Annotated in this window: 23 protein-coding genes and 1 pseudogene; 11 read left to right on the top strand and 13 right to left on the bottom strand. The window is 75.0% G+C overall.

Going from position 1 to position 22,837, the window contains the following annotated elements:
* Positions 1 to 2 precede the first annotated feature (2 nt).
* From C8D89_RS26420 to C8D89_RS26405, 4 genes are all read left to right on the top strand, one after another.
* Entirely contained in the window at positions 3 to 1,496 is a 1,494-nt protein-coding gene (locus C8D89_RS26420; protein ID WP_133252076.1) for a lanthionine synthetase LanC family protein, read from the top strand.
* A gap of 87 nt (positions 1,497 to 1,583) precedes the next feature.
* Positions 1,584 to 2,099, top strand: a complete 516-nt coding sequence (locus tag C8D89_RS26415) for a CvpA family protein (RefSeq protein WP_165825955.1) — start codon at positions 1,584 to 1,586, stop codon at positions 2,097 to 2,099.
* Entirely contained in the window at positions 2,096 to 3,151 is a 1,056-nt protein-coding gene (locus C8D89_RS26410; RefSeq protein WP_116711124.1) for a hypothetical protein, read from the top strand. Before C8D89_RS26415 ends, C8D89_RS26410 begins: the two co-directional genes overlap by 4 nt.
* Before the next feature lie 37 nt (positions 3,152 to 3,188).
* A complete protein-coding gene (locus C8D89_RS26405) occupies positions 3,189 to 4,022 on the top strand; it encodes an FHA domain-containing protein (protein WP_116711123.1) in 834 nt (277 codons plus the stop codon).
* Here the strand turns inward: C8D89_RS26405 and C8D89_RS26400 are convergent, their stop codons facing one another.
* A complete protein-coding gene (locus C8D89_RS26400; protein ID WP_116711122.1) occupies positions 4,023 to 4,691 on the bottom strand; it encodes a maleylpyruvate isomerase family mycothiol-dependent enzyme in 669 nt (222 codons plus the stop codon).
* A 148-nt stretch (positions 4,692 to 4,839) separates the two neighbouring features.
* Between C8D89_RS26400 and C8D89_RS26395 the strand changes: the two genes are divergently transcribed.
* A complete protein-coding gene (locus tag C8D89_RS26395; protein ID WP_116711121.1) occupies positions 4,840 to 5,328 on the top strand; it encodes a MarR family winged helix-turn-helix transcriptional regulator in 489 nt (162 codons plus the stop codon).
* A gap of 12 nt (positions 5,329 to 5,340) precedes the next feature.
* Here C8D89_RS26395 and C8D89_RS26390 read toward each other — a convergent pair whose 3' ends face one another.
* The 6 genes from C8D89_RS26390 to C8D89_RS29950 form a co-directional block, all read right to left on the bottom strand.
* Entirely contained in the window at positions 5,341 to 5,631 is a 291-nt protein-coding gene (locus C8D89_RS26390) for a hypothetical protein (protein WP_133252075.1), read from the bottom strand.
* A 27-nt stretch (positions 5,632 to 5,658) separates the two neighbouring features.
* Positions 5,659 to 7,212, bottom strand: coding sequence for an MFS transporter (locus tag C8D89_RS26385; RefSeq protein WP_116711119.1), 1,554 nt, complete (start codon positions 7,210 to 7,212; stop codon positions 5,659 to 5,661).
* A 124-nt stretch (positions 7,213 to 7,336) separates the two neighbouring features.
* Positions 7,337 to 8,200, bottom strand: coding sequence for an ANTAR domain-containing protein (locus C8D89_RS26380; RefSeq protein ID WP_116711156.1), 864 nt, complete (start codon positions 8,198 to 8,200; stop codon positions 7,337 to 7,339).
* Positions 8,201 to 8,455: 255 nt separating this feature from the next.
* Entirely contained in the window at positions 8,456 to 8,983 is a 528-nt protein-coding gene (locus C8D89_RS26375) for a DUF222 domain-containing protein (protein ID WP_243418402.1), read from the bottom strand.
* 43 nt (positions 8,984 to 9,026) lie between these two features.
* Positions 9,027 to 9,224, bottom strand: coding sequence for a hypothetical protein (locus C8D89_RS30570; protein WP_243418405.1), 198 nt, complete (start codon positions 9,222 to 9,224; stop codon positions 9,027 to 9,029).
* The gene (locus C8D89_RS29950) at positions 9,221 to 9,769 is read right to left on the bottom strand and encodes a hypothetical protein (RefSeq protein ID WP_207787447.1); all 549 of its coding nucleotides are present in this window, start codon (positions 9,767 to 9,769) and stop codon (positions 9,221 to 9,223) included. The genes C8D89_RS30570 and C8D89_RS29950 overlap by 4 nt, the downstream gene beginning before the upstream one ends.
* Before the next feature lie 47 nt (positions 9,770 to 9,816).
* Here C8D89_RS29950 and C8D89_RS26365 point away from each other — a divergent pair, with 47 nt between their 5' ends.
* From C8D89_RS26365 to C8D89_RS26355, 3 genes and pseudogenes are all read left to right on the top strand, one after another.
* The gene (locus tag C8D89_RS26365) at positions 9,817 to 10,395 is read left to right on the top strand and encodes a TMEM165/GDT1 family protein (protein ID WP_133252074.1); all 579 of its coding nucleotides are present in this window, start codon (positions 9,817 to 9,819) and stop codon (positions 10,393 to 10,395) included.
* On the top strand, positions 10,392 to 10,757 hold the full coding sequence (locus tag C8D89_RS26360; protein ID WP_116711116.1) for a hypothetical protein: 366 nt from the start codon (positions 10,392 to 10,394) through the stop codon (positions 10,755 to 10,757). Before C8D89_RS26365 ends, C8D89_RS26360 begins: the two co-directional genes overlap by 4 nt.
* Positions 10,758 to 10,890: 133 nt before the next feature.
* Positions 10,891 to 11,775 (top strand): annotated as a pseudogene (locus C8D89_RS26355) (MFS transporter); the annotation flags it as partial.
* Between the two features lie 402 nt (positions 11,776 to 12,177).
* On the opposite strand, the gene C8D89_RS26350 reads toward C8D89_RS26355, so the two are convergent.
* A complete protein-coding gene (locus C8D89_RS26350) occupies positions 12,178 to 12,762 on the bottom strand; it encodes a DUF3159 domain-containing protein (protein WP_243418401.1) in 585 nt (194 codons plus the stop codon).
* Between the two features lie 306 nt (positions 12,763 to 13,068).
* Here C8D89_RS26350 and C8D89_RS26345 point away from each other — a divergent pair, with 306 nt between their 5' ends.
* A complete protein-coding gene (locus C8D89_RS26345) occupies positions 13,069 to 15,366 on the top strand; it encodes a S9 family peptidase (RefSeq protein WP_116711114.1) in 2,298 nt (765 codons plus the stop codon).
* A gap of 31 nt (positions 15,367 to 15,397) precedes the next feature.
* A complete protein-coding gene (locus C8D89_RS26340) occupies positions 15,398 to 17,296 on the top strand; it encodes a S9 family peptidase (protein WP_116711113.1) in 1,899 nt (632 codons plus the stop codon).
* 4 nt (positions 17,297 to 17,300) lie between these two features.
* Here the strand turns inward: C8D89_RS26340 and C8D89_RS26335 are convergent, their stop codons facing one another.
* From C8D89_RS26335 to C8D89_RS26325, 3 genes are all read right to left on the bottom strand, one after another.
* Entirely contained in the window at positions 17,301 to 18,062 is a 762-nt protein-coding gene (locus tag C8D89_RS26335; RefSeq protein ID WP_341477337.1) for a MerR family transcriptional regulator, read from the bottom strand.
* 71 nt (positions 18,063 to 18,133) lie between these two features.
* Complete coding sequence (locus C8D89_RS26330) at positions 18,134 to 18,826, bottom strand: hypothetical protein (protein WP_116711112.1); 693 nt, start codon at positions 18,824 to 18,826, stop codon at positions 18,134 to 18,136.
* Between the two features lie 60 nt (positions 18,827 to 18,886).
* Positions 18,887 to 19,567 carry a GAF and ANTAR domain-containing protein gene (locus C8D89_RS26325; RefSeq protein WP_116711111.1) on the bottom strand — a complete coding sequence of 227 codons (681 nt, stop codon included), beginning with the start codon at positions 19,565 to 19,567 and terminating at the stop codon, positions 18,887 to 18,889.
* Positions 19,568 to 20,059: 492 nt separating this feature from the next.
* Between C8D89_RS26325 and C8D89_RS26320 the strand changes: the two genes are divergently transcribed.
* Positions 20,060 to 21,214 carry a hypothetical protein gene (locus C8D89_RS26320; RefSeq protein WP_116711154.1) on the top strand — a complete coding sequence of 385 codons (1,155 nt, stop codon included), beginning with the start codon at positions 20,060 to 20,062 and terminating at the stop codon, positions 21,212 to 21,214.
* 116 nt (positions 21,215 to 21,330) lie between these two features.
* On the opposite strand, the gene C8D89_RS26315 is transcribed toward C8D89_RS26320, so the two are convergent.
* Positions 21,331 to 21,690 (bottom strand): hypothetical protein, encoded by a 360-nt coding sequence (locus C8D89_RS26315; protein ID WP_116711110.1) that lies wholly within the window; start codon positions 21,688 to 21,690, stop codon positions 21,331 to 21,333.
* A 418-nt stretch (positions 21,691 to 22,108) separates the two neighbouring features.
* Positions 22,109 to 22,732, bottom strand: a complete 624-nt coding sequence (locus C8D89_RS26310) for a GAF and ANTAR domain-containing protein (protein WP_243418395.1) — start codon at positions 22,730 to 22,732, stop codon at positions 22,109 to 22,111.
* Positions 22,733 to 22,837 lie beyond the last annotated feature (105 nt).

Raw genomic sequence — 22,837 nt, 5'->3', positions numbered from 1 at the left:
CGGTGAGAGGACTCCTCGTGCTGCTGACCGCCCTGCTCCTGGCCGCGGGCTGCGCGGGGGCGCCGACGCCCCGGCCCGTGTCCCACGGGGGGTCCGGGCCCGACCCGGTGTTCGGCGACCGCTTGATGGCCGACGGCGTGCCCGACCCGCTCGGAGGTGCCGGTCCGCCCGGGGCGCGGGCGTGGACCAGCGCGATCCAGGCGCCCCACCGCCAGACCGACCGCGACGTCGGTGCCGCCGGGATCGCGCACGGGTTCCTCGCGCTCGCCGCGGCCACCCCGGACCCGGCGGTGCGCGCGCGGCACCTCGCGGGTGCGCGGGCGGCCGGCGACTTCCTCATCGGGGTGTCACGCGACGAGCCCGGACGCTTCCCCGACTACGTCGACCCGAGCGGGCCGGCGGCGCGCGCCTACACCTCGTTCGACGACGGGGCGGCCGGGATCGCCGAGGTGCTCTGGCGCCTCGGCGACGCCACCGGCGACGACCGCTACCGCGCCGCGTCCCGCGCGGCGATCGGGTGGGTGGTGAGCCGGGCCGAGGGCGTCGACGGCGTCCCGTGCCCCCGGATGTGCCGCTGGGCGTGGGTCGACGACGACGGCGCCACCCCGCCGGACTACCGCCACGGGATGGGCGAGGGACAGGCCGGGATCGTCTACGCGCTGAGCGTGATGGCCGAGCGCACCGGCGACCCGACCCTGGCCGCGCACGCCGCGGGCGGCGCCGCGTACCTGTCGAGCCGGCTCCACCCCGACGGCGGGCTCCCCGAGCGGGCCGAGGAGCCGCGCCGCAACACCGGCTTCCTCTCGGGCACCGCGGGCGCGGCCTTCGTGTTCCTGCGCATGTACCAGGCCACCGGTGACGAGCGCTGGCGCCGCGACGCCGAGTCGGCGCTCGGGTTCCTCGACCGCACGGCCCAGCCGGCCGGCCGGGGCCTGACGTGGCCGATCCTGCTCGGTGCCGGCGACCAGGCGCTGACCCCGGACAACCCGAACCGGGCCACCGGCATGGAGGAGGGCGCGGCCGGCATCGGGTGGGTGTCGCTGCAGGCGCACGCGATGCTCGGCGATCCCCGCCACCTCGAGCGCGCCCGCGCCGCCGGGCGCTGGCTGGTGGACGTCGCCCTCGACGAGCCGGTCGGGCGCGCGTGGGCGGAGTTCGAGGGCAGCCCCACCGTGCACACCGCCACCAACAGCGGCGCCGCGGGCACCGGCTGGTTCCTCGACACCCTCGGCCGCGTCACCGGGGAGGCCGAGTTCAGCCGCGCCGGCCGCGACGCCCGGGACTGGCTGCTGGCCGTGGCGACGCCCGAGCACCGCTGGGGCGCGACCCGCGTGCGCGGCACGTGGACGCTCGGCGGCGAGCCGTCGTGGCACTGGGGCACGGCCGGGATCATGAGCTTCCTCGCACGGATGCAGGGCGGGCCGGTCGACAGCCCCGCCATGCAGGAGGTCCTCGTGCCCCTGGAGGGCGGGGTGGCCGCCGAGCCCGGGAATTAGTTCCCGAACCGGCGCCGTCGGCGGCGTCGCCGCGCGGGTTGACTCGGTGTCACCGGCCCCCGTGTGGGGCGACCCCGAGGAGGTGCGGTGTCCGTCGTCGACCTGGTGGTGCTCGCGGTGGTGCTGATCGCCGCCCTGCGCGGCTGGCGGCGCGGCGGCACCGGACTGGTCCTGCGCGTGGCGGGCGCGGTGGGCGGCGTGCTACTCGCCGGCGCCCTGGCCCGCTGGTTCGTGCCGCTGCTCGTCGGCCCCGACGCGGCGATCTCGCGGGGTGCACTGCTCCTCGGGGCCGCGCTCGTCGGCGCGCTGGTGGGCTGGGGGCTGGGCCGCCGCCTCGGCGAGGCCCTCGCCCGCCGCACCGGCGGCGGGTGGCGCCGGCCCGGCCTGCCCGACCGCGTGCTCGGCGTCGCCGCCCACGGCGCGCTCGCGCTGATGCTGCTCGTCCTCGCCGCGGGCGTGGCCGCCGCCGTCGGGCCCGCCGGTCTCGGCGACGCGGCGCGGGACAGCGCCCTGCTGGGCGCGGCCGCCGAACGCCTGCCCGACCCGCTGGTCCTCCTGCCGTCGACGAACGAGGCGACGCTGGCCGACGGGGGTGTCCGGTGAGGGCCCTCCCCGCGGCGCTCACCGGGCCCCGCCTCGCCGGCCTCGGCGCGCTCGCCCTGCTGCTGGTGGTCTGGATCGCGTCCGGCTCGTTCGTCATGGGCCTGCTGGTGCTCGTCCTGGTCGGCGGCACCGCCGGCCTGGCCTGGGCGTTCGTCGCCTGGAGCGGCCGACCGGCACGGCCCGCCGCGGGGCCCGACGCCGTCCTGGGCGCGCTGCCCACCACCGACCTCGCCCCGCCCTCGACCGGCGAGCGCGTGCGCCGGGCGCTGCGGGGCCTGCTCGGCCGGCCGTGGGTCCAGGGCGACGGCCTGGTCCGCGCCGCGGCCCGCCGGCTCGCCTCGGAGGAGTCGCTGGTGTGGACCCCGCGCGGGCAGCGCGTCGCCGCGCCGCACCTGTGGGTCGAGCTGCACCCCGACGACCTCGCCGACGTCGCCGCCCGCTGGCCGCTCGAGGTGCTCGCCGACGAGCTCCTCGGCGGCTACCTGGAGCAGGCACGGGACGCGGGGGTGCGCCGCATGGCCGAGCGCACCTTCCTGCACCTGCTCGCGGGCGCCGACGTGCCCGTCGGCCGTGTCCTCGTCACCGCGGCGTTCTCCCGGCCCGCCGGAGTGCCCGCGGTGACGGTGTCGGCCACCGAGCCGACCCCGTCCTCGCTCGCGGCCCCGCCCGAGCCCCCGGCGCATCCTGCCCTGCGCCACCCCGCCCAGCCCGCTCTGCACGGGCGCGGCCCGGCCCGACCGGGGGCAGCCGGTCGGCCGGGGCCTGCTCTGCCACCACCTCGGCCGGCTCCGGCGCGGGGGCCGGCCGGGGTGCCCCGGGACGCCGTCGGGGGGTCCCGGGGTCACGGTGGCGGTGCGGGGGCCACCGCGGGCACCGGGGGCGACGGCGGCACGGCCGTCGTCGACCGCCCGCGCGGGCTCGCCGGCCAGGCCACGCGGGCCGCACGCACCCTGATCGCCCGCACGGTCGTCCCGCGCTCCCCGGGGATCGCGCCGGTGCCCGGCGTATCGTGGCGGCGGCCGGCGGGCCGTCGCCGGCACGGGGGCGGGTGACGCCGGCCCCCGGTGGTCCGGCCGACCGGGAGGTGGCGTGACGCGACCCGCCGCGCGCCCGGTCCAGCCCGTCGGACGTCCCGCCGCGCGCCCCGGAGGCCCGCACCTGCCGGCCGGCGGGCTCGCCGTCCTGGACGTCCGCACCGAGCGCACCCAGTCGGTCCCGTGGGGCGACCGCATCACCCTCGGCCGGGGCGACCGCGGGGCGGGCGTCGCCCGCCACGTCGCGGTGCCCGACGACCGCGTCTCCCGGCTCGCCGCCGAGATCGAGGTGCGCGACGACGCCTACCTGATCATCAACCGGCAGCGGCACGGCGGGCTGCTGACCCTGTTCGTGCCCGGGGTGCCGGGCAAGGACCGGATCCGGGCCGGCAACGGGCTGCTGGTGCGCGACGACCGCTCCTCCCTGGGCCTGTGGTTCCCCGACGGCCAGGAGCTGACCCTGGCCCTCCTGCGCTTCGCGCCGGTCGCCGGCGCCGGTGCCGCCACCAGCGGCGACCTGGCCGGCGGGCGCACGATCGACACCTCCCTGCCCACGGCGGAGACGTGGTGGTCGGTGCTCGTCGCGGCGTGCGGGCCGACGCTGATCGCCGCCGCGGCGGCCGGGTCCTCGAGTGCCTCCCGCGACGTCCACGGTGACGCCGAGCAGATCGCCGACTGGCACCGCGCCGAAGGACGGCCCGCGCCCAGCCCCAAGACGCAGAGCGAGGCCTTCCGCCACGCCCAGCGCTGGCTACGGGGTCTGCGACTCAACGACAAGACCCGTGGCTGGCGCATCGCGGTCGTCGAGCAGGCCATCCACCTGCGGCTGGTGACGATCGACGACGTGCGGCTGCTGTTCCCGAGTCAGGTGCCGCCGACGATCCGGTGACTACTCGGCGAGGTCCCGCTCCGGCAGCGGCCCGAGGATCGCGAAGGCGTCGAGGTAGGGCCCGACGTCGCCGCGCACCGTCCACGCCCCCAGCTGGGCGGCCGAGCGGCGCGTGACGAGGGCCCGAGCCAGGTCGAAGTCGGAGGCGCGCAGCTCGACCGGGGCGTCGGTGGGCTCACCCCGCGAGCACCAGGACCAACCCGGCCCGACCAGCGCGATCGGCGGCAGCTCCGGGTCGAGCCGGGCCCCCAGCCGCCCGGCGAACCGCTCGCGCATCGCCGCCGTCGCGGGCGTGTCCTGCGCGCCCGGCTCCCCCAGCGCTCCCCGGAGGTCCTGCTCGTGGATCGTCACGTCGCCCAGCGGCCGCGTCCCGTGCTCCGCCATCCAGGACTGCAGGGGCCCGGTCAGCGCGCGCCACTCGGCGACCAGCGCGTCGACGTCCCGGTCGCGGCGGGCGTCGACCTGCCGCGCGGTCCACGCCGCGTTGTGGTCGTCCGGCTCGTTCCCCGCGACCACGTCCGCACCGAGGCCCACCATGTGCGAGAGGAGGTCGCGCACGGTCCAGTCGGGGCACGCGGGCACGGTGGTCGCCGCCCGCGCGGCCGGGAGTCCGGCGACGAGGGCGATCACCCGCTCCTGCGCCCGCGTCCACTCGGCGATCTCGTCCACGTACCGGAGCCTGCCACGTCCTGCGCATCCGCTCCCCGGCCGGCGGGAACCGACCGAACGCCCGGTGAACCGAGACAGACGACCGCTCGTCCATCTGGGGCGGACGCACGACGAGTTGTGTATCACTCGGTTGTGTCAGAGTGGACGAATGTCACGCGAGGGGGACGCGACGATGTCCGAGGGTGGCCCGGCCACTCCTGATGTCATCCGGCAGGCCCCGGGCTACCTGGCCCGGCGCCTCCACCAGGCCTACACGGCAGCCTGGGCCCGGCGGGTCGATCCGGTGCTCACCGGGCCGCAGTACGCGGTACTGGTCACGGTCGATGCCCACCCGCGGCTCGACCAGGGCTCGCTGGCGCACACCGTGGCGCTCGACCGCTCGACGATGGCCGACGTCTGCCGTCGCCTCGAGGACCGGGGCCTCATCGAGCGCACGCAGGCCCCGGCCGACGGGCGCCGCAAGCTGCTCGGGCTCACCGAGGAGGGCCGCCGGGCGCTGGCCCGGGTGCACCAACGTGTCACCGCGCTCGAGGACGAGCTGATGAGCGAGCGGGCCGCGGACCTCGACCGCCTGCTCGGCGAGCTCGACGCCCTCTCCCGCCGTTGGGAGACCGTCGCCGCCGGTCCCCCGGCCTGACGGGCGTCCGGCTCAGCGGCCCGGGGCGGCCGGCCGCTGGTCCCGGGTCGGCTCCGAGCCGGGTTCCCGGGCGGGCTCGTGCGTGGTGGTGGCCCGACGCCCGGCCCGCATGAGCAGCAGCGCCGCCACGGCCACGAACGTCGCCGCCAGCGCCACGGTGGTGATCGCCCACGGCACCAGCGCGCCCGACTGCAGCGCCATCAGGCCGAAGTACACGGCGACCAGGGCGTAGACGACGACCTGCCCGCGGCACAGGAGACGGTTGCGGTCGGTGTCGTGCGGCGGCCACGTCAAGCCCGGCATGGCGAGCACGGTACGCGGCACGCCCGCTCAGGCCGCCGCCGGCGCCGGGACCGGCTGCTCGTCGCGGTCCGGGGTGACCTCGGCGCCACCCGCGGTCGGCACGCGGGCGAAGGCGACCAGGGCGAGCGCGGCCAGGGCGGCGAACACGACGGCGCCGGCGGTGGCCGCGGCGCCGAGGCCGCTCGTGAACGCGGCGTGCACCGCGCCGAGCACGGCGGGCTCGGGACCGGCGGCGGTCGCCCCGGTGAGACCCGCCCGGGCCGCCTCGGCCACCGGCGCCGGCGTCCCGGCGGGGAGCACGAGCGTCTCGCGGTACACCGCGGTGGCGAGGCTGCCGAGCGTCGCCACGCCGAGCGCGATCCCCAGCTCCCCGCTGGTCTCCGAGAGCGCGCCGGCCGAGCCGGCCTTCTCCTCGGGCACCGAGCCCACGAGCAGGTCGGTGCCCAACGCGGTCGGCAGCGCGATGCCGACGCCGGCGAGCAGGAACCCGCCGAGCAGCACCGCGGTGCCCCCGCCCGCCCCCGCGCCGAGCAGGCCCACCACGGCGAGCCCCACGGCCCCGACGAGCAGCCCCGCCGCGATCGCCCGCGCCGGCCGGATCGAGCGCGCCAGCCGCGGCGCGAGCAGCGACGCGACGACCATGGCCGCCTGCAGCGGCGCGAGCACCAGACCGACGGTGAGCACCGAGAGCCCCGCCACGAGCTGTAGCCACAGCGTGAGCAGCAGGAACGTGCCGGCCATGACGACCCCGCCGCCGAGGCCGATGCCCAGGGCCCCGGCCGGGGCACGGTGGCGGAACAGGCGCAGGTCGAGCAGCGGGTCGTCCAGGCGGAGCTGGCGGCGCACGAACAGCGTCCCGACGCCCAGGCCGAACGCCAGGGCCGCGAGCGCGCCCAGCCCCGGCCCGTCGGCCGCCAGCGCCTTGAGCCCCTGGACCACCGACAGCACGGCACCCAGCGACAGCGCGACGCTGACGAGGTCGAGGCGCCCGGCGCCGGCGTCGCGCGACTCCGGCAGCAGCACCGGCCCGAGCACGAGCAGCAGCACCATCACCGGCACGCCCATGAGGAACGCCGCGCCCCACCAGAACGCCTCGAGCAGCACGCCCCCGACGAGCGGGCCGACGGTCATGCCGCCCATGAAGCAGCTCATCCAGATCGCGATCGCCGTCCCGCGCGGCCGCGGGTCGGGGAACATCGTGCGGATCAGCCCCAACGTCGACGGCATCAGCGTGGCGCCGGCGACGCCGAGCAGGGCGCGGGTGGCGATGAGCGTCGCCCCGCTCGTCGAGAACGCCGCCGCCACCGACGCCACCCCGAACGCCGCGCCGCCGATCAACAGCAGGCGACGCCGGCCGATGCGGTCGCCCAGGGTCCCCATCGTGACGAGGAAGCCGGCGATCATGAAGCCGTAGACGTCCATCGCCCAGAGCTGGGCCGTCGGTCCGAGACCGAGGTCGGCGGACAGGGCGGGCAGCGCCAGGTAGAGCACGCTCATGTCGAGCGAGAGCAGCAGTGTCGGCAGCGCCAGCACGGCGAGCCCGATCCAGGCGCGCCGTCCGGTCGTCACGGGCGGTGTCATCACGGCCTCCTCGCGTGGGTCGAGGAGGACGCTAGCAGGATTTCGTATCGTTTAACAACTTATTAGTACTTTTCCCGTACTTATCGATGCGCCGGTGGGCTCGACGGACCCACGGGTTCGGGACTCAGGCCGGCTGCGGATCCTCGCCCTTTGCGTCGTCGGGGGCCGCCCGGCCCTCCGGGACGCCGGCGTGGCCGGCGCTGCCGGTCTGCTCGGCGTGCTCGGTGCCGCCGATGACCCCGCGGGCTCCGGTGGTGACGTCGCCGTCCCGGCGCGCGTGGCGCCGGTTGGCCTCGCCCGCGAGCCACCGCGCCACGTCGACGAGCTTGATGTTGGTGCTCTGGGACGACTCGACGAGCATCTGGAACGCCTCGGTCTCGTCGACCCCGAAGCGCTCCATGAGGATGCCCTTGGCCTGTCCGATGACGTCGCGGCTGTCGACCGCCCGCCCGAGGTGTGCCGCCTGCTCGCTGCCGTGCAGCAGCATCGCCGCCTGCAGGGCGAAGAGCCCGGCGGTGACCCGTGCCTCGCCGTCGAACACCCGGGGCTGCGCGGCGTACAGGTTGAGCGCGGCACGGAGCTGGCCGCCGGTCGCCAGCTGGATCGACAGCATCGAGCGGAAGCCCGCATCCACGGCGGCCGGCGCGAACCGGGGCCAGCGCTCCGCGTCGTCGCCGGCGAGGTCCTCCACCAGGACGACCCCGTCGTCCGCGGGCTCCTCGAGCGCCGTGATGCACGGTCCTTCGTGGAGCTCGCCCTGGAGGCGGTCGAGCTCGGAGATGCCGCGGCTCGTGGGGTTGCGCGAGTCGACGATGCCGTCCTCGGACACCGACAGCCCGCCGGCCGTCGCGCCCGGCACGGTGTCCACCGCCGCCGCGACGATCCCCGAGAGCGTCAGCTGGAGGTCCCGGATACTGCGCTGTCGCACGAGCGACTGCGCAGCCCTCCGCAGGGCGACGACGAGCTGCTCGGCCTGACCCGGGTGCACCGCCACTGTCCTCACTTCCACGCTCGCGAGAGGTCCGCACCGCACCGTGAGGACGTGCCGCGCCTCCGGTCCGTCGACGCGCGCACTCACCGCGCCGAGCAGGGCGCGGGAGACACGGCGGACGGACCGGACGAGCGCAGGCCTCGGGCGGGCGCGCCGATCCAACGAGCGGCCGGCTGTTCGACCGCGGCCCGCAGAGCTTACTGAAACCCCTCCGGGGCTCCGTCCGGGACACGGAACCACGAAGGAATACCGTCAGGTGGGGATGCGGGGTCGTCCGCCGGGTCTTCGTTGTCGTTCGGGCTCGATCCAGGGTGGGGGCGTGAAGGCCTCCACCAAGGCCGCGGCCCGGCGTTGGGCCAGGGTCCGGTCGTCGTCCGGCCCGGCGGGGGTCGACCCGGCGTCGAACCCCTCCCGGAGGATCTCCGCGCCGAGGGCGTCGGCGATCACCGCGGTCATCCACAGCGTCCCGTCACGGCGCGAGACCAACCGCACCTCGTCGTGGCGGGCCTCCCGCTCATCGGGGGCCACCCCATCCGGATCCAGATCCGCCAGCAACCGGGCGGCGACCTTCTCCAACCCCCGCGGCGACAACCTCGTCGCCGCCTGCGCCAGCCCGACCTCGGCCTCACCCCACACGGCCGCGTCGAGCCCCTCGACCCGCTCCAGGCGCCGCATCGTGCGCCGGATCACCGCCACGTGCCCCGCCCCGACCTCACCAGCCGCCAACACCCCCGCGGTCGCCGGCAGCCGCGGCGGGCGCCGCTGCCCGGACAGCGACACCCGCGGGGCCAGGTCGGCGGCCTCGTCGACCAGGCGGGCGGCCTCACCCCGGTCGAGGTGGCCAGAGCTCCTGGAGCAGGCGGTGGGTGACCCGGTCGCCGGTCTGCCCGGCCACCCCGAGCTCGGCCAGCGCGGCGATGTCCACCAGCTGGCGGTAGTACTCCCGGCGCCGGACAGCGAAGCGCTCCCGGGCACGGTCGAGCGCCGCCCGCGCCACCACCCCCACCCCGGCTTCGCTCACGTTCGAATCCAGCGCCACCCCCCGACAACGACGCCCCACCCGCACGACCACCCAGCAAAGAAACTATGAAGAACTTCCCGGCCCAGGCCGCCGGCGACCACCCACCAGCGACCACCCACCAGCGACGACGAAGCCATGACGACGAGGCCATGTTCGTCCCGATGCGATCTTGAACCTACGTCACCTCGGTCCCGGTACGGTCCGGCCCCTGGACTCGCCGTGGGAACCGCCGCGCAGCCCCCGTCCGCGGCGTCCACGAAGGCGGGCGCGGCGGCGGACTTCGCGACTGCGATCATCGAGAAGTCGAGGTCGGCGACGACCAGACCCTGCTCGGTCTCCGGCAGGTCCCCCGCGTAGACGAGGCCGGCGGCGTTGTTGACCTCGGGGCCGAGCGCCCGGGTGGCACCCCGGTACACCGAGAAGCTGGGCCAGGCGCGCCGACGTGGATCTGCTCGCCCAGGCTGTACATCGCCACGATGGGCCATCCCGCCGCCGGGATGGTGGCCCCCGACATCGAAGACCGCCCGCACGGGGATGTCCAGCACCGCGCGCGTGGTTGTGGTCCACCGGCGTGGGCGCCAGGATCACGCTCGTGACCGTGGCGGCCATCACGTTCGGGCTCGTGTTCCTGGCGGAGATGGCCGACACGAGTGGCCTGGTGACCCTCGTGCTGGCCAGCCGGTTGCCCGCGCGGTGGGTGCTCCTGGGCGTGTGCGCCGGGATGCTGGTGCACGTCGGCGTCGCGCTCGCGGCCGGCGGTCTCCTGGCCCTGCTCCCCGGTCGGCTCCTGGAGGCCGTCCTCGCCCTGATCTTCCTCGTCGGCGCGTTCCTCATCTATCGCGAGGGCGAGGAGGACGACGACGACGACATCGAGCTCCGAGCCACGCCGAAGACACGGTGGGGCGTCGTGGCGACGGCCTTCGGGGTGACCGCGCTGTCGGAGTTCGCCGACCCCTCCCAGATCATCGCCGCCTCGCTGGCCGCCCGGTACGACGACCTCCTCGCCGTCGGCATCGGTGCGGTCCTCGGGCTCTGGGCCGTCTCCGCGATCGCGGTCTGGGGCGGCGATCGGCTGCGTCGGCTGGTGCCGGTGCGCTGGGTGACCCGCGTGGCCGCGCTGATCATGGTGGGGCTGGCGGTGTGGGCCGCGGTCGAGGCGATCGTCGGGTGAGCGGCCCCGTGCTCGCCTGGCTCCCGAGCTGGAAGGGCGGCTACGCGATCGCCGCCGTCTGCGCGGTGACCGGCGTCCTGCGGGTCGCCACCGCACCCCTCGACCTGCTGACCGGCGCGCTCTTCGTCCTCGCGCTCGGCTACGCGGGCGCGGCGGCGATCGAACGTGGTCAGGCCACCGCACGCCGGCCCGCGCAGCCACCGCCCGACCGCCTCCGGGTCACCACGCGGACCCGGGACCGCGTGGGCGCCGCCCTCGCGATCGTCGCCGGCATCGTCGGCCTGGTGCTGGTGTTCCACGGCCGCGACGGCGACGACGACACCCCCGCCGCCCCGCCCCCGATCGGCCGGCTCGGCGGCTGACCGGACCGGCGGTGGCCGGCACGGCCGGTCGGTGACCGGGTCCTGCGCGCGGACTTGAGCGTGCCGCGACGGCACCGTTTCTGCTGGCTCCGGCTCGCCGGGACCGGCGGGCGGGACCGCCGGGAGGACCGCGATGACCGACACGAGCCCGTGCACCGCGCCGCGCGTGCGCTCGGGGCCTGCGCTCTACCTCGCCTCCTACGGGCTCTCCCTGCTGGGCAAGGGCGTCGCGGGCGTCCTGGTACCCCTGCTCGTCCTCGAGCGCACCGGGGACGTGTTCGCCGCCGGCCTCCTCGCCACCGTGTCCACGGCGACCGCCGCGGCCGTCGGGATCCTCGGTGGCCTCGTCGTCGACCGGTTCGACCGCCGGGCCGTGTCCGCGGTCTCCGACGTGGCCGCGGCGGCGTCGACGGCCGCGCTCCCGCTCGTCGACGCCGTGTGGGGGCTCGACCTCCCGTGGTTCCTGGTCCTCGCCGTGGTCGGCGCGGCGGTCCGGGTGCCGGGCACGACCGCCCACGAGGCACTGCTGCCCGCGCTGGCCCGGCTCGGCGGGGCCCGCCGCGGGGCGTTGGACCGCCTGCTCGGGATCCGCGAGACGCTCGCCAACGTCCTGCTCCTCGCCGGGCCCGGACTCGGGGGACTGCTCGCCGCGGTCCTGGGGCTCACCCCGACGCTGCTGCTGCTCACGGCGGCGACGAGCGTCGCGGCCGCCGGGCTGACGCTCGCCGTCGACCCGCGGGCCGGGCGGGTTCCCCCGGTGCGTCGGATGGCCGACGACGACCGCGGCACGCTGCGGCGCACGACCGGCGAGCTGCTCGCGGGGTGGAGGTTCCTCGTCCGCAGCCGGATCGTCCTCGGCGCCACGCTGGTCTCGGCGTCCTTCGTCGCGATCATCAGCGCCCTGCAGTCGACGCTGATGCCGGCCTACTTCACCGCCGAGGAGCTGCCCGCCCTCACCGGTCTAACGCTTTCCGCCTTCGCCGGGGGCAGCATCGTCGGGTCGACGGTGTTCGCCGCGACCTCGGGGCGGGAACGGGGCGGCGTCCGTCGCCGCACCTGGTTCGTCGTCGGCATGGTGGGGTCGCTCGTCGGCTTCGCCGCGCTGGGCACGCTGGCCTCGCCGTGGGTGGTGCTCGGCGCGGCCGCGCTGGTGGGGGTCACGAACGCACCGGCGACCGCCGTCCTCGGCGTGCTGACGGTCGAGGCCACCCCCGAGATCCGGCGCGGCCGGGTCCTCGGTGCCCAGAACGCGATCCTGCTCGGGGCGCCGGCACTCACCGGGGCGCCGCTCGGCGCCGTCGCGGCCGGTGCCGGCCTGCACGTCGCGGCCGCGGCGCTGGCCGTGTTCGCGGGGATCACCGCGGTGGCCGCCCTGCTCGCCCCGGTCTTCCATGATCTCGAGGGCGTGGCCGGGATGTGGTCACCGGGCGGCCGCGCGGGTGACCAGACGCCTGGTCGAGCGGCGGAAGGCCCAGACGACGACGGCCGCGGCGACAAGGGTCAGCGGGACGCCCAGCACGACCCTCGCCACGGCGAGGCCGCCGGTCGAGTCGAGCGCGTAGAGCCACTGCGTGACCACGAAGCGGGCGCCGAACACGGCCGCCACGGCCGCGGTCGCGACGTCGTGGGCGCGGCGGCTGGGTCGGTCCTCCCGCCAGGGGTGCCCCCCGCCGTGTCGCAGGTTCCAGACGAGGCCGGTGAGTGGCCGGCGCACGGCGAGTGAGCCGCCGGCGACGACGAAGCCGACGAGCGCGGCCACGATGCCGACGAGGAAGAAGTTGCTGGCCGACCCGGTCCAGACGGCGATGCCGCTCGCGATCGCGACGCCGAGCACGCCGCCGATCGCCGTCGACAGGGCCTCTCCGCGCACGAGACGCACCACCGTGAACCCCACGGCGACGACGGCGGAGACGCCGGCCGTGGTGAGCAGTGGGAGGTGGGGAGACAGGCCGGCGAACACCAGCTGGGGCACCGTGGTGCCGACCACCCCGAACGGGCCGCCCATCTGGTCGACCAGCGACGCCGGCCGGGCCGTCGTCTCCGGCGCCTTCCCGGCCGTGACCGCCGGGAGGGCCTCGGTCGCGATCTCGTCGTCCTGCTCGGTGCCGGCGGGACGGCCCGTGGGCAGCGGCATCGTGTCGGTCCTCTCCTCGGAGCGGGACCGGTGGGCCCGCCGTGCCGGCCCAGGACACGGCGTGCCGTGACGGCACACTCCACCCCACACGGCGTGACACCCGTCACACGGACTGGAGTGTGCCGCGGCGGCCGAGTGTTCCGTCGGCGGTGACCACGGCAGGAAGGCCACCCCGACATGACCGCCACCCCGACCCACGCCCACGTCACGCTCACCGACGCCGACTACGCCCGGGCCGAACAGATGCTCGCTCCCTACCGCGCCCGTCTGGTCCCCACGGTGACCCCCGAGTGGCTCGGCGACGGCGAGCGCTTCCGCTACGTCTCCGGCACCCGCCATGTCCTCGCGGACCCGCGCAAGGGCGAGCGGCGCGACCTGTTCGACCACGAGGGCCTCGCGGCCGCGCTGTCGGTGGCGTCGGGACACGCGGTCGACGCCGAGGACCTGCCGATCACGGCGGTGGACGTCGACGGCGGTGACGACGACGAGCCGGCCGTCCGCTTCTCCGCGTTCGGGGAGCGCTGGCGGTGGGCCGAGGGCGAGTGCTCCCGTATCGAGGAGACCCCGCCCGGGCCGATGGAGATCCCGTCGCCCGACGGGCGACGGACCGCGTTCGGACGCGACGGGAACGTCTGGGTGCGCGACCGGGACGGGACCGAGGACGCGCTCACCGACGACGCGGAGCCCGGCCTCACCTACGGCGCCGCGAACGCCCCGATGAGCATTCGGCCGCTGCTGCGGTCGCTGGGGCTCCCGCCGGTCTTCCACGCGACGTGGTCGCCCGACTCCTCGAAGCTGCTGGTCCACCGCCTCGACGAGCGGGGCCTGCCCGACCAGGTGCTCGTCGAGTCGTCGCCACCGGGAGGCGGGCGGCCGGTCGCGCACCACCTGCCCTTCCCGGTGCCGGGCGACGAGGCTCACCCGACGATGACCTGGCACGTGTTCGACGTGCCCGCCGGTACGAGGGTGGACGCGCAGGCCGAGCCCGCGCCGATGGTGCACGGCACCGCGATCGCCTACTCGTGGTGGACGGGCGGCACCGTCCACCACCTGCAGCAGACCCGCGACGCGCGCACCCTGCGCCTGCGCTCGCTCGACCCCGCGACCGGAGCGACGGCGACGCTGGTCAGCGAGACGGGCACGACCCGCGCCGACCCCACCCCGCAGCTCGGTGAACCGACGATGACGCACGTCCTCGACACCGGGGAGATCCTCTGGTGGTCGCAGCGCGACGGGTGGGGCCACCTCTGGCTCCACCCGGGCGACGACCAGGGCGAGCGCGGCGACGGGAACGGGAACGGGGACGGGGACGGGGACGGGGACGGGGACGGGCTCGACGCCGCCACCCGGGTGACGTCGGGCCCGTGGCTGGTGCGCAGCGTGCTGTGGGTCGACCAGGAGCGCCGTCAGGTCTGGTTCACCGCGGGCGGGCTGTGCGAGGACCCCTACGTCCGCCAGATCTGCCGCATCGGGCTCGACGGCGCGGGGTTCACGCGCCTCACCGACGACGACCTCGACCACGATGCCGTCGCTCCACCCGGCGGCGGCTACGTGGTGGACCGCGCCTCCAGCTCCGCGACGCCGCCCCGCGCCCGGGTGCTGGACGAGGACGGGCGGGTGCTGGTCGAGCTGGAGGCGCCGGGCACCGACGCGCTGCGTGCCGCGGGCTGGACCCCGCCCGAGCGCTTCCGCACGACCGCCGCCGACGGCCGCACCCCGATCTTCGGCCTGCTGTGGCGCCCGCACGGGTTCGATCCGCAGCGGCGCTACCCGGTGGTCGAGCACATCTACGGCGGTCCCCAGAACTTCCGCGCCGGCCCGTCGTTCGACCCGATGCACCACGGCGATCCGGAGGCCCTGGCGGCGCTGGGCTTCGCGGTGGTCGCGGTCGACGGGCGAGGGACCGCGGGGCGGAGCAGGGCCTTCCACGACCACTCCTACCGCGACCTCGGCAACGCGGGCGCCCTCGACGACCACGTCGCCGCGATCCGCGAGCTCGGACGGCGCCACCCGTGGCTGGACACCGGCCGTGTCGGCATCACCGGACAGTCCGCGGGCGGGTTCGCCGCCGCGCGCGGGTTGCTCGCCCATCCCGGGTTCTACGGGGTCGGGGTCGCGGTGTCGGGCAACCACGACGACGCCTTCGGCCTCCAGATGTGGGCCGAGCAGTACCACGGCGACGCCGACCTCACCGGGCTGTCCAACCCCGCGCTCGCCGCGAACCTCCGGGGCAGGCTCCTGCTCGTCCACGGCGAGCTCGACGAGATCGTGCTGCCCGCGCAGACCCTCCGCCTCGTCGACGCCCTCATCACCGCCGACCGCGACGTCGACGCGCTGATCGTCCCGGGCGGCGACCACGCGATCCTCCACCGCCGGCACCACCTCTACCGGTGGACCTGGGACTACTTCGTGCGCCACCTGCACGGCGTCGAGCCGCCGACGTACCGGCTGGCGCCGCTCCCGCTGCCGGCCTGACGCCCCCGACCGACGAACGAGAGGAACCACCATGACCCGGCCCGCACCTCTGCCGGTCGAGGACGTCATCGCCCAGCCGGAGCGCGCCCGTGCCTCGATCTCCCCGGACGGCACGCGGATCGCCTTCCTGGCGCCGTGGAGGAACCGGCTCAACGTGTGGGTGGCCGGTGTCGACGAGCCCCTCGACGACGCCCGGTGCGTGACCGCGGACGAGGACCGCGACATCCGGGAGTACCACTGGGCATCGGAGCGGTGGCTGCTCTACACCCAGGACCTCGGCGGTGACGAGAACGCCCACGTGTACCGCGTCGACCTGGGCCGTCCCGGGTCGGCGGCCGTCGACCTCACCCCCTTCCCCGGTGCCCGGGTCTTCGCCCACGATCTCCCGCCGGGCCGGCCCGGGACGCTCGTCGTCCTGGTGAACCACCGGCGGCCCGACCAGATCGACCTGTGCGCGATCGACATCGCGACCGGCGATCTCAGGGTGCTCACGGAGGGCGGCGCCGACGACCTGGGCGTCCTCGTCGGCCCCGACGGTGGCATCGTCGGGCTCACGCAGGACGACGACGCCGACTGGCAGATCACCCACCGGCCACCCGGAGCGGCGCCGTCGCGCGTGGTCGCCACGCTCCAAGCCGCGGACCACCCCGTCGGACCGCACCCGCTGGCGCTCACGCCGGACGGGACCGGCGTGTGGGTGGGCCGCCACGGCGACACCGACCGGCTGCGGCTGGTGCGGATCGACCTGGCCACCGGTGACGAGACCGAGGTCGCCGGCCACCCCTCGTACGACCTCGACACCCGCGCGCAGGTCTTCCCGCAGCTGCCGTCGCCACTGATCCTGGACGCCCGCGGCGAGCTCCTCGGGGTCCGCTACTCCCGGGAGCGCCAGGTGGTCGTGCCGGTGACCCCGCACTTCGCGGAGGTGCTGGAACGCCTCGAGGCGCTCTCCGACGGCGACCTCGGCGCGGTGTCGGTCGACGTGAGCGGGCAGCGGTGGGTGGTGACGTTCGTCCACGACCGGGACCCCGGCGTCACCTGGTTCTACGACCACGCCACCGGCGACGCCCGCGTGCTCTTCCGCCCGTTCCCGCAGCGGGATCCCGCGGCGGCGGCACCGATCACACCGGTGACGATCACTGCTCGCGACGGGCTGGCGCTGCCCTCGTACCTCACCCTGCCCGTCCTCGAGCGCGACGCCGGCGCACCGCGGCCGATGGTCCTCATGCCCCACGGCGGCCCATGGACCCGCGACGCCTGGGGGTACGACCCGGTCGTCCAGCTGTTCGCCGACCGCGGCTACGCCGTCCTGCAGGTCAACTTCCGCGGCTCCACGGGCTTCGGCCGGGCCCACATGCAGGCCGGGATCGGCGAGCTCGCGCGGAGGATGCACGACGACCTCGTCGACGGCGTCGAGTGGGCGGTCACCCACGGCCACGCCGACCCGAGCCGCATCGCGATCCTCGGGGGGTCCTACGGCGGCTACGCCGCCCTCGTCGCGGTCACCCAGACCCCGCATCTGTTCGCCGCCGCCGTCGACTACGTGGGCATCTCGAACCTCGTGACGTTCATGCAGGCCCTCCCCGAGGTCCTGCGGCCCGGACTGCGCTCCAACTGGTACGCCTACGCCGGCGACCCGAACGACCCCGAGCAGGTGCCCGACCTGCTGGAACGCTCGCCGCTCACCCACGCCGACAGGATCGTCACCCCGCTGTTGGTGTCCCAGGGCGCCAACGACGTCCGGGTGCCGCAGTCGGAGTCCGACGCGATCGTGGCGTCGCTCCGCGGCCGCGGGGTCGAGGTCGGCTACCGGGTGTACGACGACGAGGGGCACCTGTTCTCGCAACCCGAGAACCTCGTCGACATGTTCACCACGGTCGACCGCTTCTTCGCCGAGCACCTCGGCGGTGCCGGGGGCGGCGGCGCATGACCGGTCAGGCCGGAGGGTCCTCCCGCGAGAGCCCCCGCAGGCGCAGGAGGACGTCGAGCTGGGCGGTGTTGTAGACGTCCCGGATGGCCCGGTCGAGCGTCTGGCGGTAGCGCTGCCGCCCGAGCGGGGCCTGTGCCCCGAGGGTGCGCAGGCCCGGGTAGCGGTCCTTCAGCGTGCGGATGTCCTCGGCCATGCGCTCGGCGAGATCCTGGCGGGCGGGTTCGTCGGCGTCCGCGGGCAGGGACTCGAAGTCGTCGTCGGACGGCATGCGCGCCTCGTCGCTCAGCAGCGCGGCGTAGGTCGCCCGCTCCTCCTCGCCGAGCAGGCGCCCCATCACCGAGACCATGTGGCGGTCGGCCTCGGAGAGCTTCCCCTCCCCCGCGACGGCCAGCTCGGCGGGCAGATCGGTGGGCACCCGGCGCTCGAGGATCTCGGCGAGCTCGGTGCGCAGCGTCCGGAGCCGCTCGATCTGGGCGACCAGTTCGGCGTCGAGAGCGCGCAGCGCCTCCTCGGGGTACTCGTCCCTATCACCGAGGTCGGCGATCTGCGCCAGCGAGAAGCCCAGGTCGACCAGGCGCTTGATCCGCAGCAGGCGCATCAGGTGGGGCACGCCGTACTGCTTGTAGCCGTGCGACCGGCGCTCGGGCTCGGGCAGCAGGCCGACGTCGTGGTAGTGGCGCACCGACCGCAGGCTGGTGCCGGCCAGTTCGGCGAGCTCCCGGGTGCTCCAGGCCATCGCGGTCTCCTCCTCGGGTTCCTCCCGCACACCTCACACCGTGGCCTCACGGCACGGTCAAGGGGCAGGCCCGGCACGGAGGTCGACGTCCCACCCTTCCCCTAGCGCTCGGGGTCGGTCCCGGTGATGTGGTCGATGATGCGTTCGGCGACGACGACGGGGTCCTGTCTCCCGCCCTCGAGGTGGGGCGTCAGGAGTTCTTCGGCCTCGGCACGGGCCAGGTCGAGACACCGGCTGATCAGGTTGACCGCGAGGTGGAAGCGCGCCGCGGCGGCCTCGTCGGGGCCGTAGAGCAGGCGTGTCGCGCGTTGCGCGAACAGGTCGGCCATCGCGGTGGCGTCGAGGCCGAGGGCGCGCGGGCGAGCGGCGTAGAGGTCCAGCGCCGTCCGGTGACCGTCCTGGCAGCGCAGGGTGGTCGAGTGCAGCGTGCGGAACGGTGGTGTGACCTCGACGGTGACCTCACCGGAGACGATCTCGAAGGTCAGGTCGTCGACGACCAGCACCTGTCGGTGCGACGATCCCGCGAGGGCCTGATCGAGCAGGGGTCCTCGTCCGCTCTCCGTGTGCCAGCGGTCGATCTCCCCGATCAGGGGGTCGGTGAGGTGGGTGGAGCGCACCAGGCCGTGGCCGGCGTAGGAGATGGCGGCGGCCTCCGCTCCGGGCACGTTGTCCAGGCACACGGCCACCAGCGCGTCGAGGGCGTCGTAGCCGGCTTCGGCCGGCTGGCTGAGGAAGCTGCGAGCCACCCGCAGCGACTCCTCCAAGCCGAACGGATCGCCGTCCCCGGTGGGCATCAGCGGCTACCCCGACGACGACGCGCCGCGAACCGGCGCGGCGTGGGAGCGGGCGGACGATCAATCATCAGCGGGACGATCTCGCGGGGAGCGTCTCCCGTCGGCGTCACCGACGATCCACGACGCGATGTCGACGAGGCCGATGCCGGTGCGCTGCGCGGAGGTCACGAGCATGTCGAAGGCCTCGTCACCGCTGACGTCGTGACGCTCGCAGAGCATCCCCTGGGCCCGGGCGACGACCTCCCGGTCGTCGACGGTGTCCAGGACCTTGCGCGCCTGCTCGGCCCCGTAGAGCAGAGCGCCGGCCTGGACCCCGAACAGCCCGGCGGTCATCCGGGCGCGCGCGTCGAACGCGCGAGGCTCCGCCCCGTAGAGGTTCAGCGCGGCCCCCGCCTCCGGCTCCGGCGACAGCTGCACGCCCATGATCGCGCGATAGCCCTGCTCCACGGCCGCGGGAGCGAAGCGCGGCCACCGTCGGCCGTCTCCGTCCGACAGATCCTCGGCCAGGACCACCCCGTCGTCCCCGGGCTCGTCGATCGCAGTGATGCACGGTCCTTCCTGCAGCTCGCTCTGCAGCCGGTCGAGCGTGGTCACCCCGGCGCCGATCGGGGCACGGGTGTCCACGCGTCCCGCGTCGAGCACGGAGATGCCTCCCGCATCAGCACCCGGCACCGTGTCCACCGCGGCCTTGACGATCCCGCCGAGCAGGATCTCCCGGTCGGGGAGGGTGCGTCGGTCCATCAACTGCCGTGCCGTGTGGCGCAGGGCCGCAACGATCTGTTCGTCCCGCTCGGGCGTCAATGCCAGCCCACCTGTTCGCGGTCCGGTCTGCTCGACACGTCGCCGCACCCGGATGGGTCGGCGAGCCGGGCGTCCGTCGACCACGGCGGGCACCCCGCGTCCTCGTCAGCGGCATGCATGGTCAGCCGCATATCTGTCGGGAGTATCCGGCAGCCCGGACACGCACACCGGTTCGCGACGTCCGCCATCGTGCACCGCGGGCCGCTGCCTCGCCGCGTACTCGGCGGTCGCACTCACGACGAAGGCCCCTGGCCGCCGTTCCCCACAGGGCTGTGACCAGGGCGCTCGCGATCTCGGAGGACCGGCGCTCGCGGCTGAGCCCATGCCGGGAGCAGGCCGCACCGACGTTCCACGCCATCAACACCGTCTTTGCACGGGGGTCGAGACGGGTACACGACGGAACTCTCGCGCCGAGGAGCGGACATCGTGACGATGCAGGACAGCCGCACGCAGGCCTCCAGGACGGTGGTGGTCGGCGTGCTGGCCGATCCCGTGGCCGCGCCCGCGGAGGTCGCCCAGCAGCTCGAGGAGGACCTGCCAGGGCTGCTGTCCGATCAGGAGACAGGGCGCGAGTGGCGCGTCGAGGTCCGGCGTGAGCGGTTGCCCTCCGGCGACATCCGTGACTTCAAGATGATGGACCTGGCCACGGAGCGTAAGCGGCAGCGCGGATGGGACTTCGCGGTGTGCGTCACCGACCTCCCGATGGTCAGCGGCCGGCAGCCCGTCGTGGCCGATGCGAGCGACGGTCGCGACGTCGCGGTGGTGTCGCTCCCGGCCTTCGGCGCCATGGCCCTGCGGCGCCGGGTGCGGGGGGTGGTGGCCCAGCTCATCGCCGACATGCGCGGCGAGGGAACGCCGGACGAGGGCACCGAGGAACATCGCCGCCGCCGGGTGGGCGCGCTGAGCGGGGCGTTCCGGCGGACCACGCCCAAGCAGGACGGCATCGACCTGCGCATCGTCGCGACGCGGGGCCGGCTGCGGCTGCTCGTCGGAATGGTCCGGGACAACCGGCCATGGCGGCTGGTGTCGGGTCTTCGGGGGGCACTGGTCGGCGCGTTCGCGTTCAGCGCGTTCTATCTGATCAACACCACGGTGTGGCAACTCGCGGTCACCATGTCGGTGTGGCAGCGGGTCGCGGTGGTGCTCGGCTCGATCACCGTCATGCTCACGTGGCTGATCGTCTACCACCACCTGTGGGAACGGACCAGGGATCGACCGGCGCAGGAACGCGAGCGGATGGTCCTGTTCAACGCCTCGACCGTGCTGACCCTCGGCATCGGGCTGGCGTGCGGCTACGTGGCGCTCTTCGTGCTCAACCTGATCGCCGCGCTCATCCTGTTCACCTCCGAGGTGTTCGGCCAGTACGCCGGACCCGGGCACGGACTCCCGGAATACCTCATGGTCGTGCTGGTGGCGACCGCTGCCGCCACCGTCGCGGGCGCCATCGGCTCGGGCTTCGAGAGCGAGGAGTCGGTCCGCGAGGCCGCGTACAGCTACCGCGAGCGCGAGCGCCGCGAGGCGCTGCGCCGTTCACGGGCACCCGAGACGGACCAGGAGACGTCGGACGACACGACGCGGGACGCGTGACCGCCCCCAGACGGCGCAAGGGCGCAGGATCAGCGCTGCCTGAGTTGCTGCATTGATCTTGTACGGAATGTCGGCGCGGGGCCCGACGACCTGCGTTGGTGGCGTCGGCGAGGGACTCAGGCGTCCTCGGCCGGGTCGGTCGGGATGGGCCGGCTTGCGCTCGTCCGGAGACCCAGAGCGTCGTCGAACCAGACCGCGAGGGTCAGTGAGCGCTCGGTGGCGAGCAGGATCAGCTCATTGCGCACGTTCAGCGCGTGGGCCCGTATGGCCGCGAACGGAGTGGCCTCCATCCCCCGCATCTCGACCAGGAGCCGGGCGTGGTGGGTGAGCTGGTCGAGCTCGGCGCTACCGGGGGCATCGTTCGCGAGGTCGCTCGTCCAGTCGAGGACGCGTTGGCTGGCGACGTGGAGTCGCTCAAGGTCGACAGCGCTGGCAGCCGTTCGCAGGTTCGGTGCCTTCGTCGGCTCGGCCGTCATCGATCTGTCTCGTTCTCGCATCGTCTCGCTCGCACGAGAGCCCGGCGGTTCCCGCGAGGGCGATGACGGCTTCGCGCGCCCAGGGAGTAGCGGAGCGCGAGGCCGCCCCGCCCCCTGCCCCCCGGCTCACCGCGACCCTCGTCCATGTGCTCGTGCATCTTCCAGGAGCCTCGCCGCCCGTCGGTTGTCCAGCACGCGAAGCGTCTGCACGCGGAGCGTCAGCGCGAGGTGGTTGCGCCCCTCTCAGCACGAGGACAAGCTCTGATCTGCTGGCTGACTCATGCGGGTGTGCACGTCCGGCGCAAGACCTCGGGCGATCGTGGCTGACGGCGCTTCCACCAGCGGGAACCGCCTGTCGCGTATCGACAGTGCCGGCTCGTGCCCGACATGTCATCGCGGGTGGCCGCGAGTGCGCGGGTCAGCCGCGAGCTCCGGGGGTGGCGTCGGGGCGGGCCGCCTGGGATTGGTCGGTGGTCAGCCAGCGGGCGACGTCGACGAGCTTGATGTTGGTCTCCTGGGAGGACTGCACCAGCATCTGGAACGCGCTCTCGCCGTCGACCGTGAAGCGCGCCATGAGGATGCCCTTGGCCTGCCCGATCAGGTCCCGGCTGTCCACGGCGCACTGCAGGTGGTGGGCCTGGTTCGCCCCGTAGAGCAGCAGCGCGGCCTGCACACCGAACAGCCCGGCCAGAGTGCGGCTGCGCTGGTCGAACGCGTCCGGGTTCTTCGCATAGAGGTTCAGCGCCCCCCGAATACCGCCCTCGGTGGACAGCGTGGTCGACATCAGCCCGAGGTAGCCGGCATCCACGGCGTGCGGTGCGTACCGCGGCCACCGCGCGCCGTCGTCGCCGGCGAGGTCCTGGGCGATGATGATCCCGCAGTCGGGCGGGTCCTCGATCGCGTCGATGCACGGGCCCTCGTAGAGCTCGGACTGGAGTTCGTCGAGCTTGCGGATGAGGTCGCTGGTGGGGTGGCGGGTCTCGATGCGCCCGTGCCGGGTGATGGAGATGCTGGCCGCCTCGACCGCCGGGACGGTGCCCACGGCGGCGGCGTGAGGTTGGCCCCTGGTACCGGACACGTCAGCTGAGGTGGACCCGGTCCGCCAGGGAGGATGTCGTTCGTGCCCGCACCTCACCCGCCGGAGTTC

The sequence above is a fragment of the Actinomycetospora cinnamomea genome, assembly GCF_003096675.1.
GTDB classification, from domain to species: Bacteria; Actinomycetota; Actinomycetes; order Mycobacteriales; family Pseudonocardiaceae; genus Actinomycetospora; species Actinomycetospora cinnamomea.
Note: the sequence above shows the minus strand (reverse complement) of the source record. Positions and strands in the feature narration are given on the sequence as shown.

Excerpts from the sequence above, each read along its gene's own strand:
- C8D89_RS26395 (WP_116711121.1), top strand. The coding sequence starts at position 4,840 with ATGTCACGCGAGGGGGACGCGACGATGTCCGAGGGTGGCCCGGCCACT.
- C8D89_RS26390 (WP_133252075.1), bottom strand. The coding sequence starts at position 5,631 with ATGCCGGGCTTGACGTGGCCGCCGCACGACACCGACCGCAACCGTCTC.
- C8D89_RS26385 (WP_116711119.1), bottom strand. The coding sequence starts at position 7,212 with ATGACACCGCCCGTGACGACCGGACGGCGCGCCTGGATCGGGCTCGCC.
- C8D89_RS26350 (WP_243418401.1), bottom strand. The coding sequence starts at position 12,762 with ATGGGCGGCCCGTTCGGGGTGGTCGGCACCACGGTGCCCCAGCTGGTG.
- C8D89_RS26345 (WP_116711114.1), top strand. The coding sequence starts at position 13,069 with ATGACCGCCACCCCGACCCACGCCCACGTCACGCTCACCGACGCCGAC.
- C8D89_RS26340 (WP_116711113.1), top strand. The coding sequence starts at position 15,398 with ATGACCCGGCCCGCACCTCTGCCGGTCGAGGACGTCATCGCCCAGCCG.
- C8D89_RS26330 (WP_116711112.1), bottom strand. The coding sequence starts at position 18,826 with ATGCCCACCGGGGACGGCGATCCGTTCGGCTTGGAGGAGTCGCTGCGG.
- C8D89_RS26325 (WP_116711111.1), bottom strand. The coding sequence starts at position 19,567 with ATGGACCGACGCACCCTCCCCGACCGGGAGATCCTGCTCGGCGGGATC.
- C8D89_RS26320 (WP_116711154.1), top strand. The coding sequence starts at position 20,060 with ATGCAGGACAGCCGCACGCAGGCCTCCAGGACGGTGGTGGTCGGCGTG.
- C8D89_RS26315 (WP_116711110.1), bottom strand. The coding sequence starts at position 21,690 with ATGACGGCCGAGCCGACGAAGGCACCGAACCTGCGAACGGCTGCCAGC.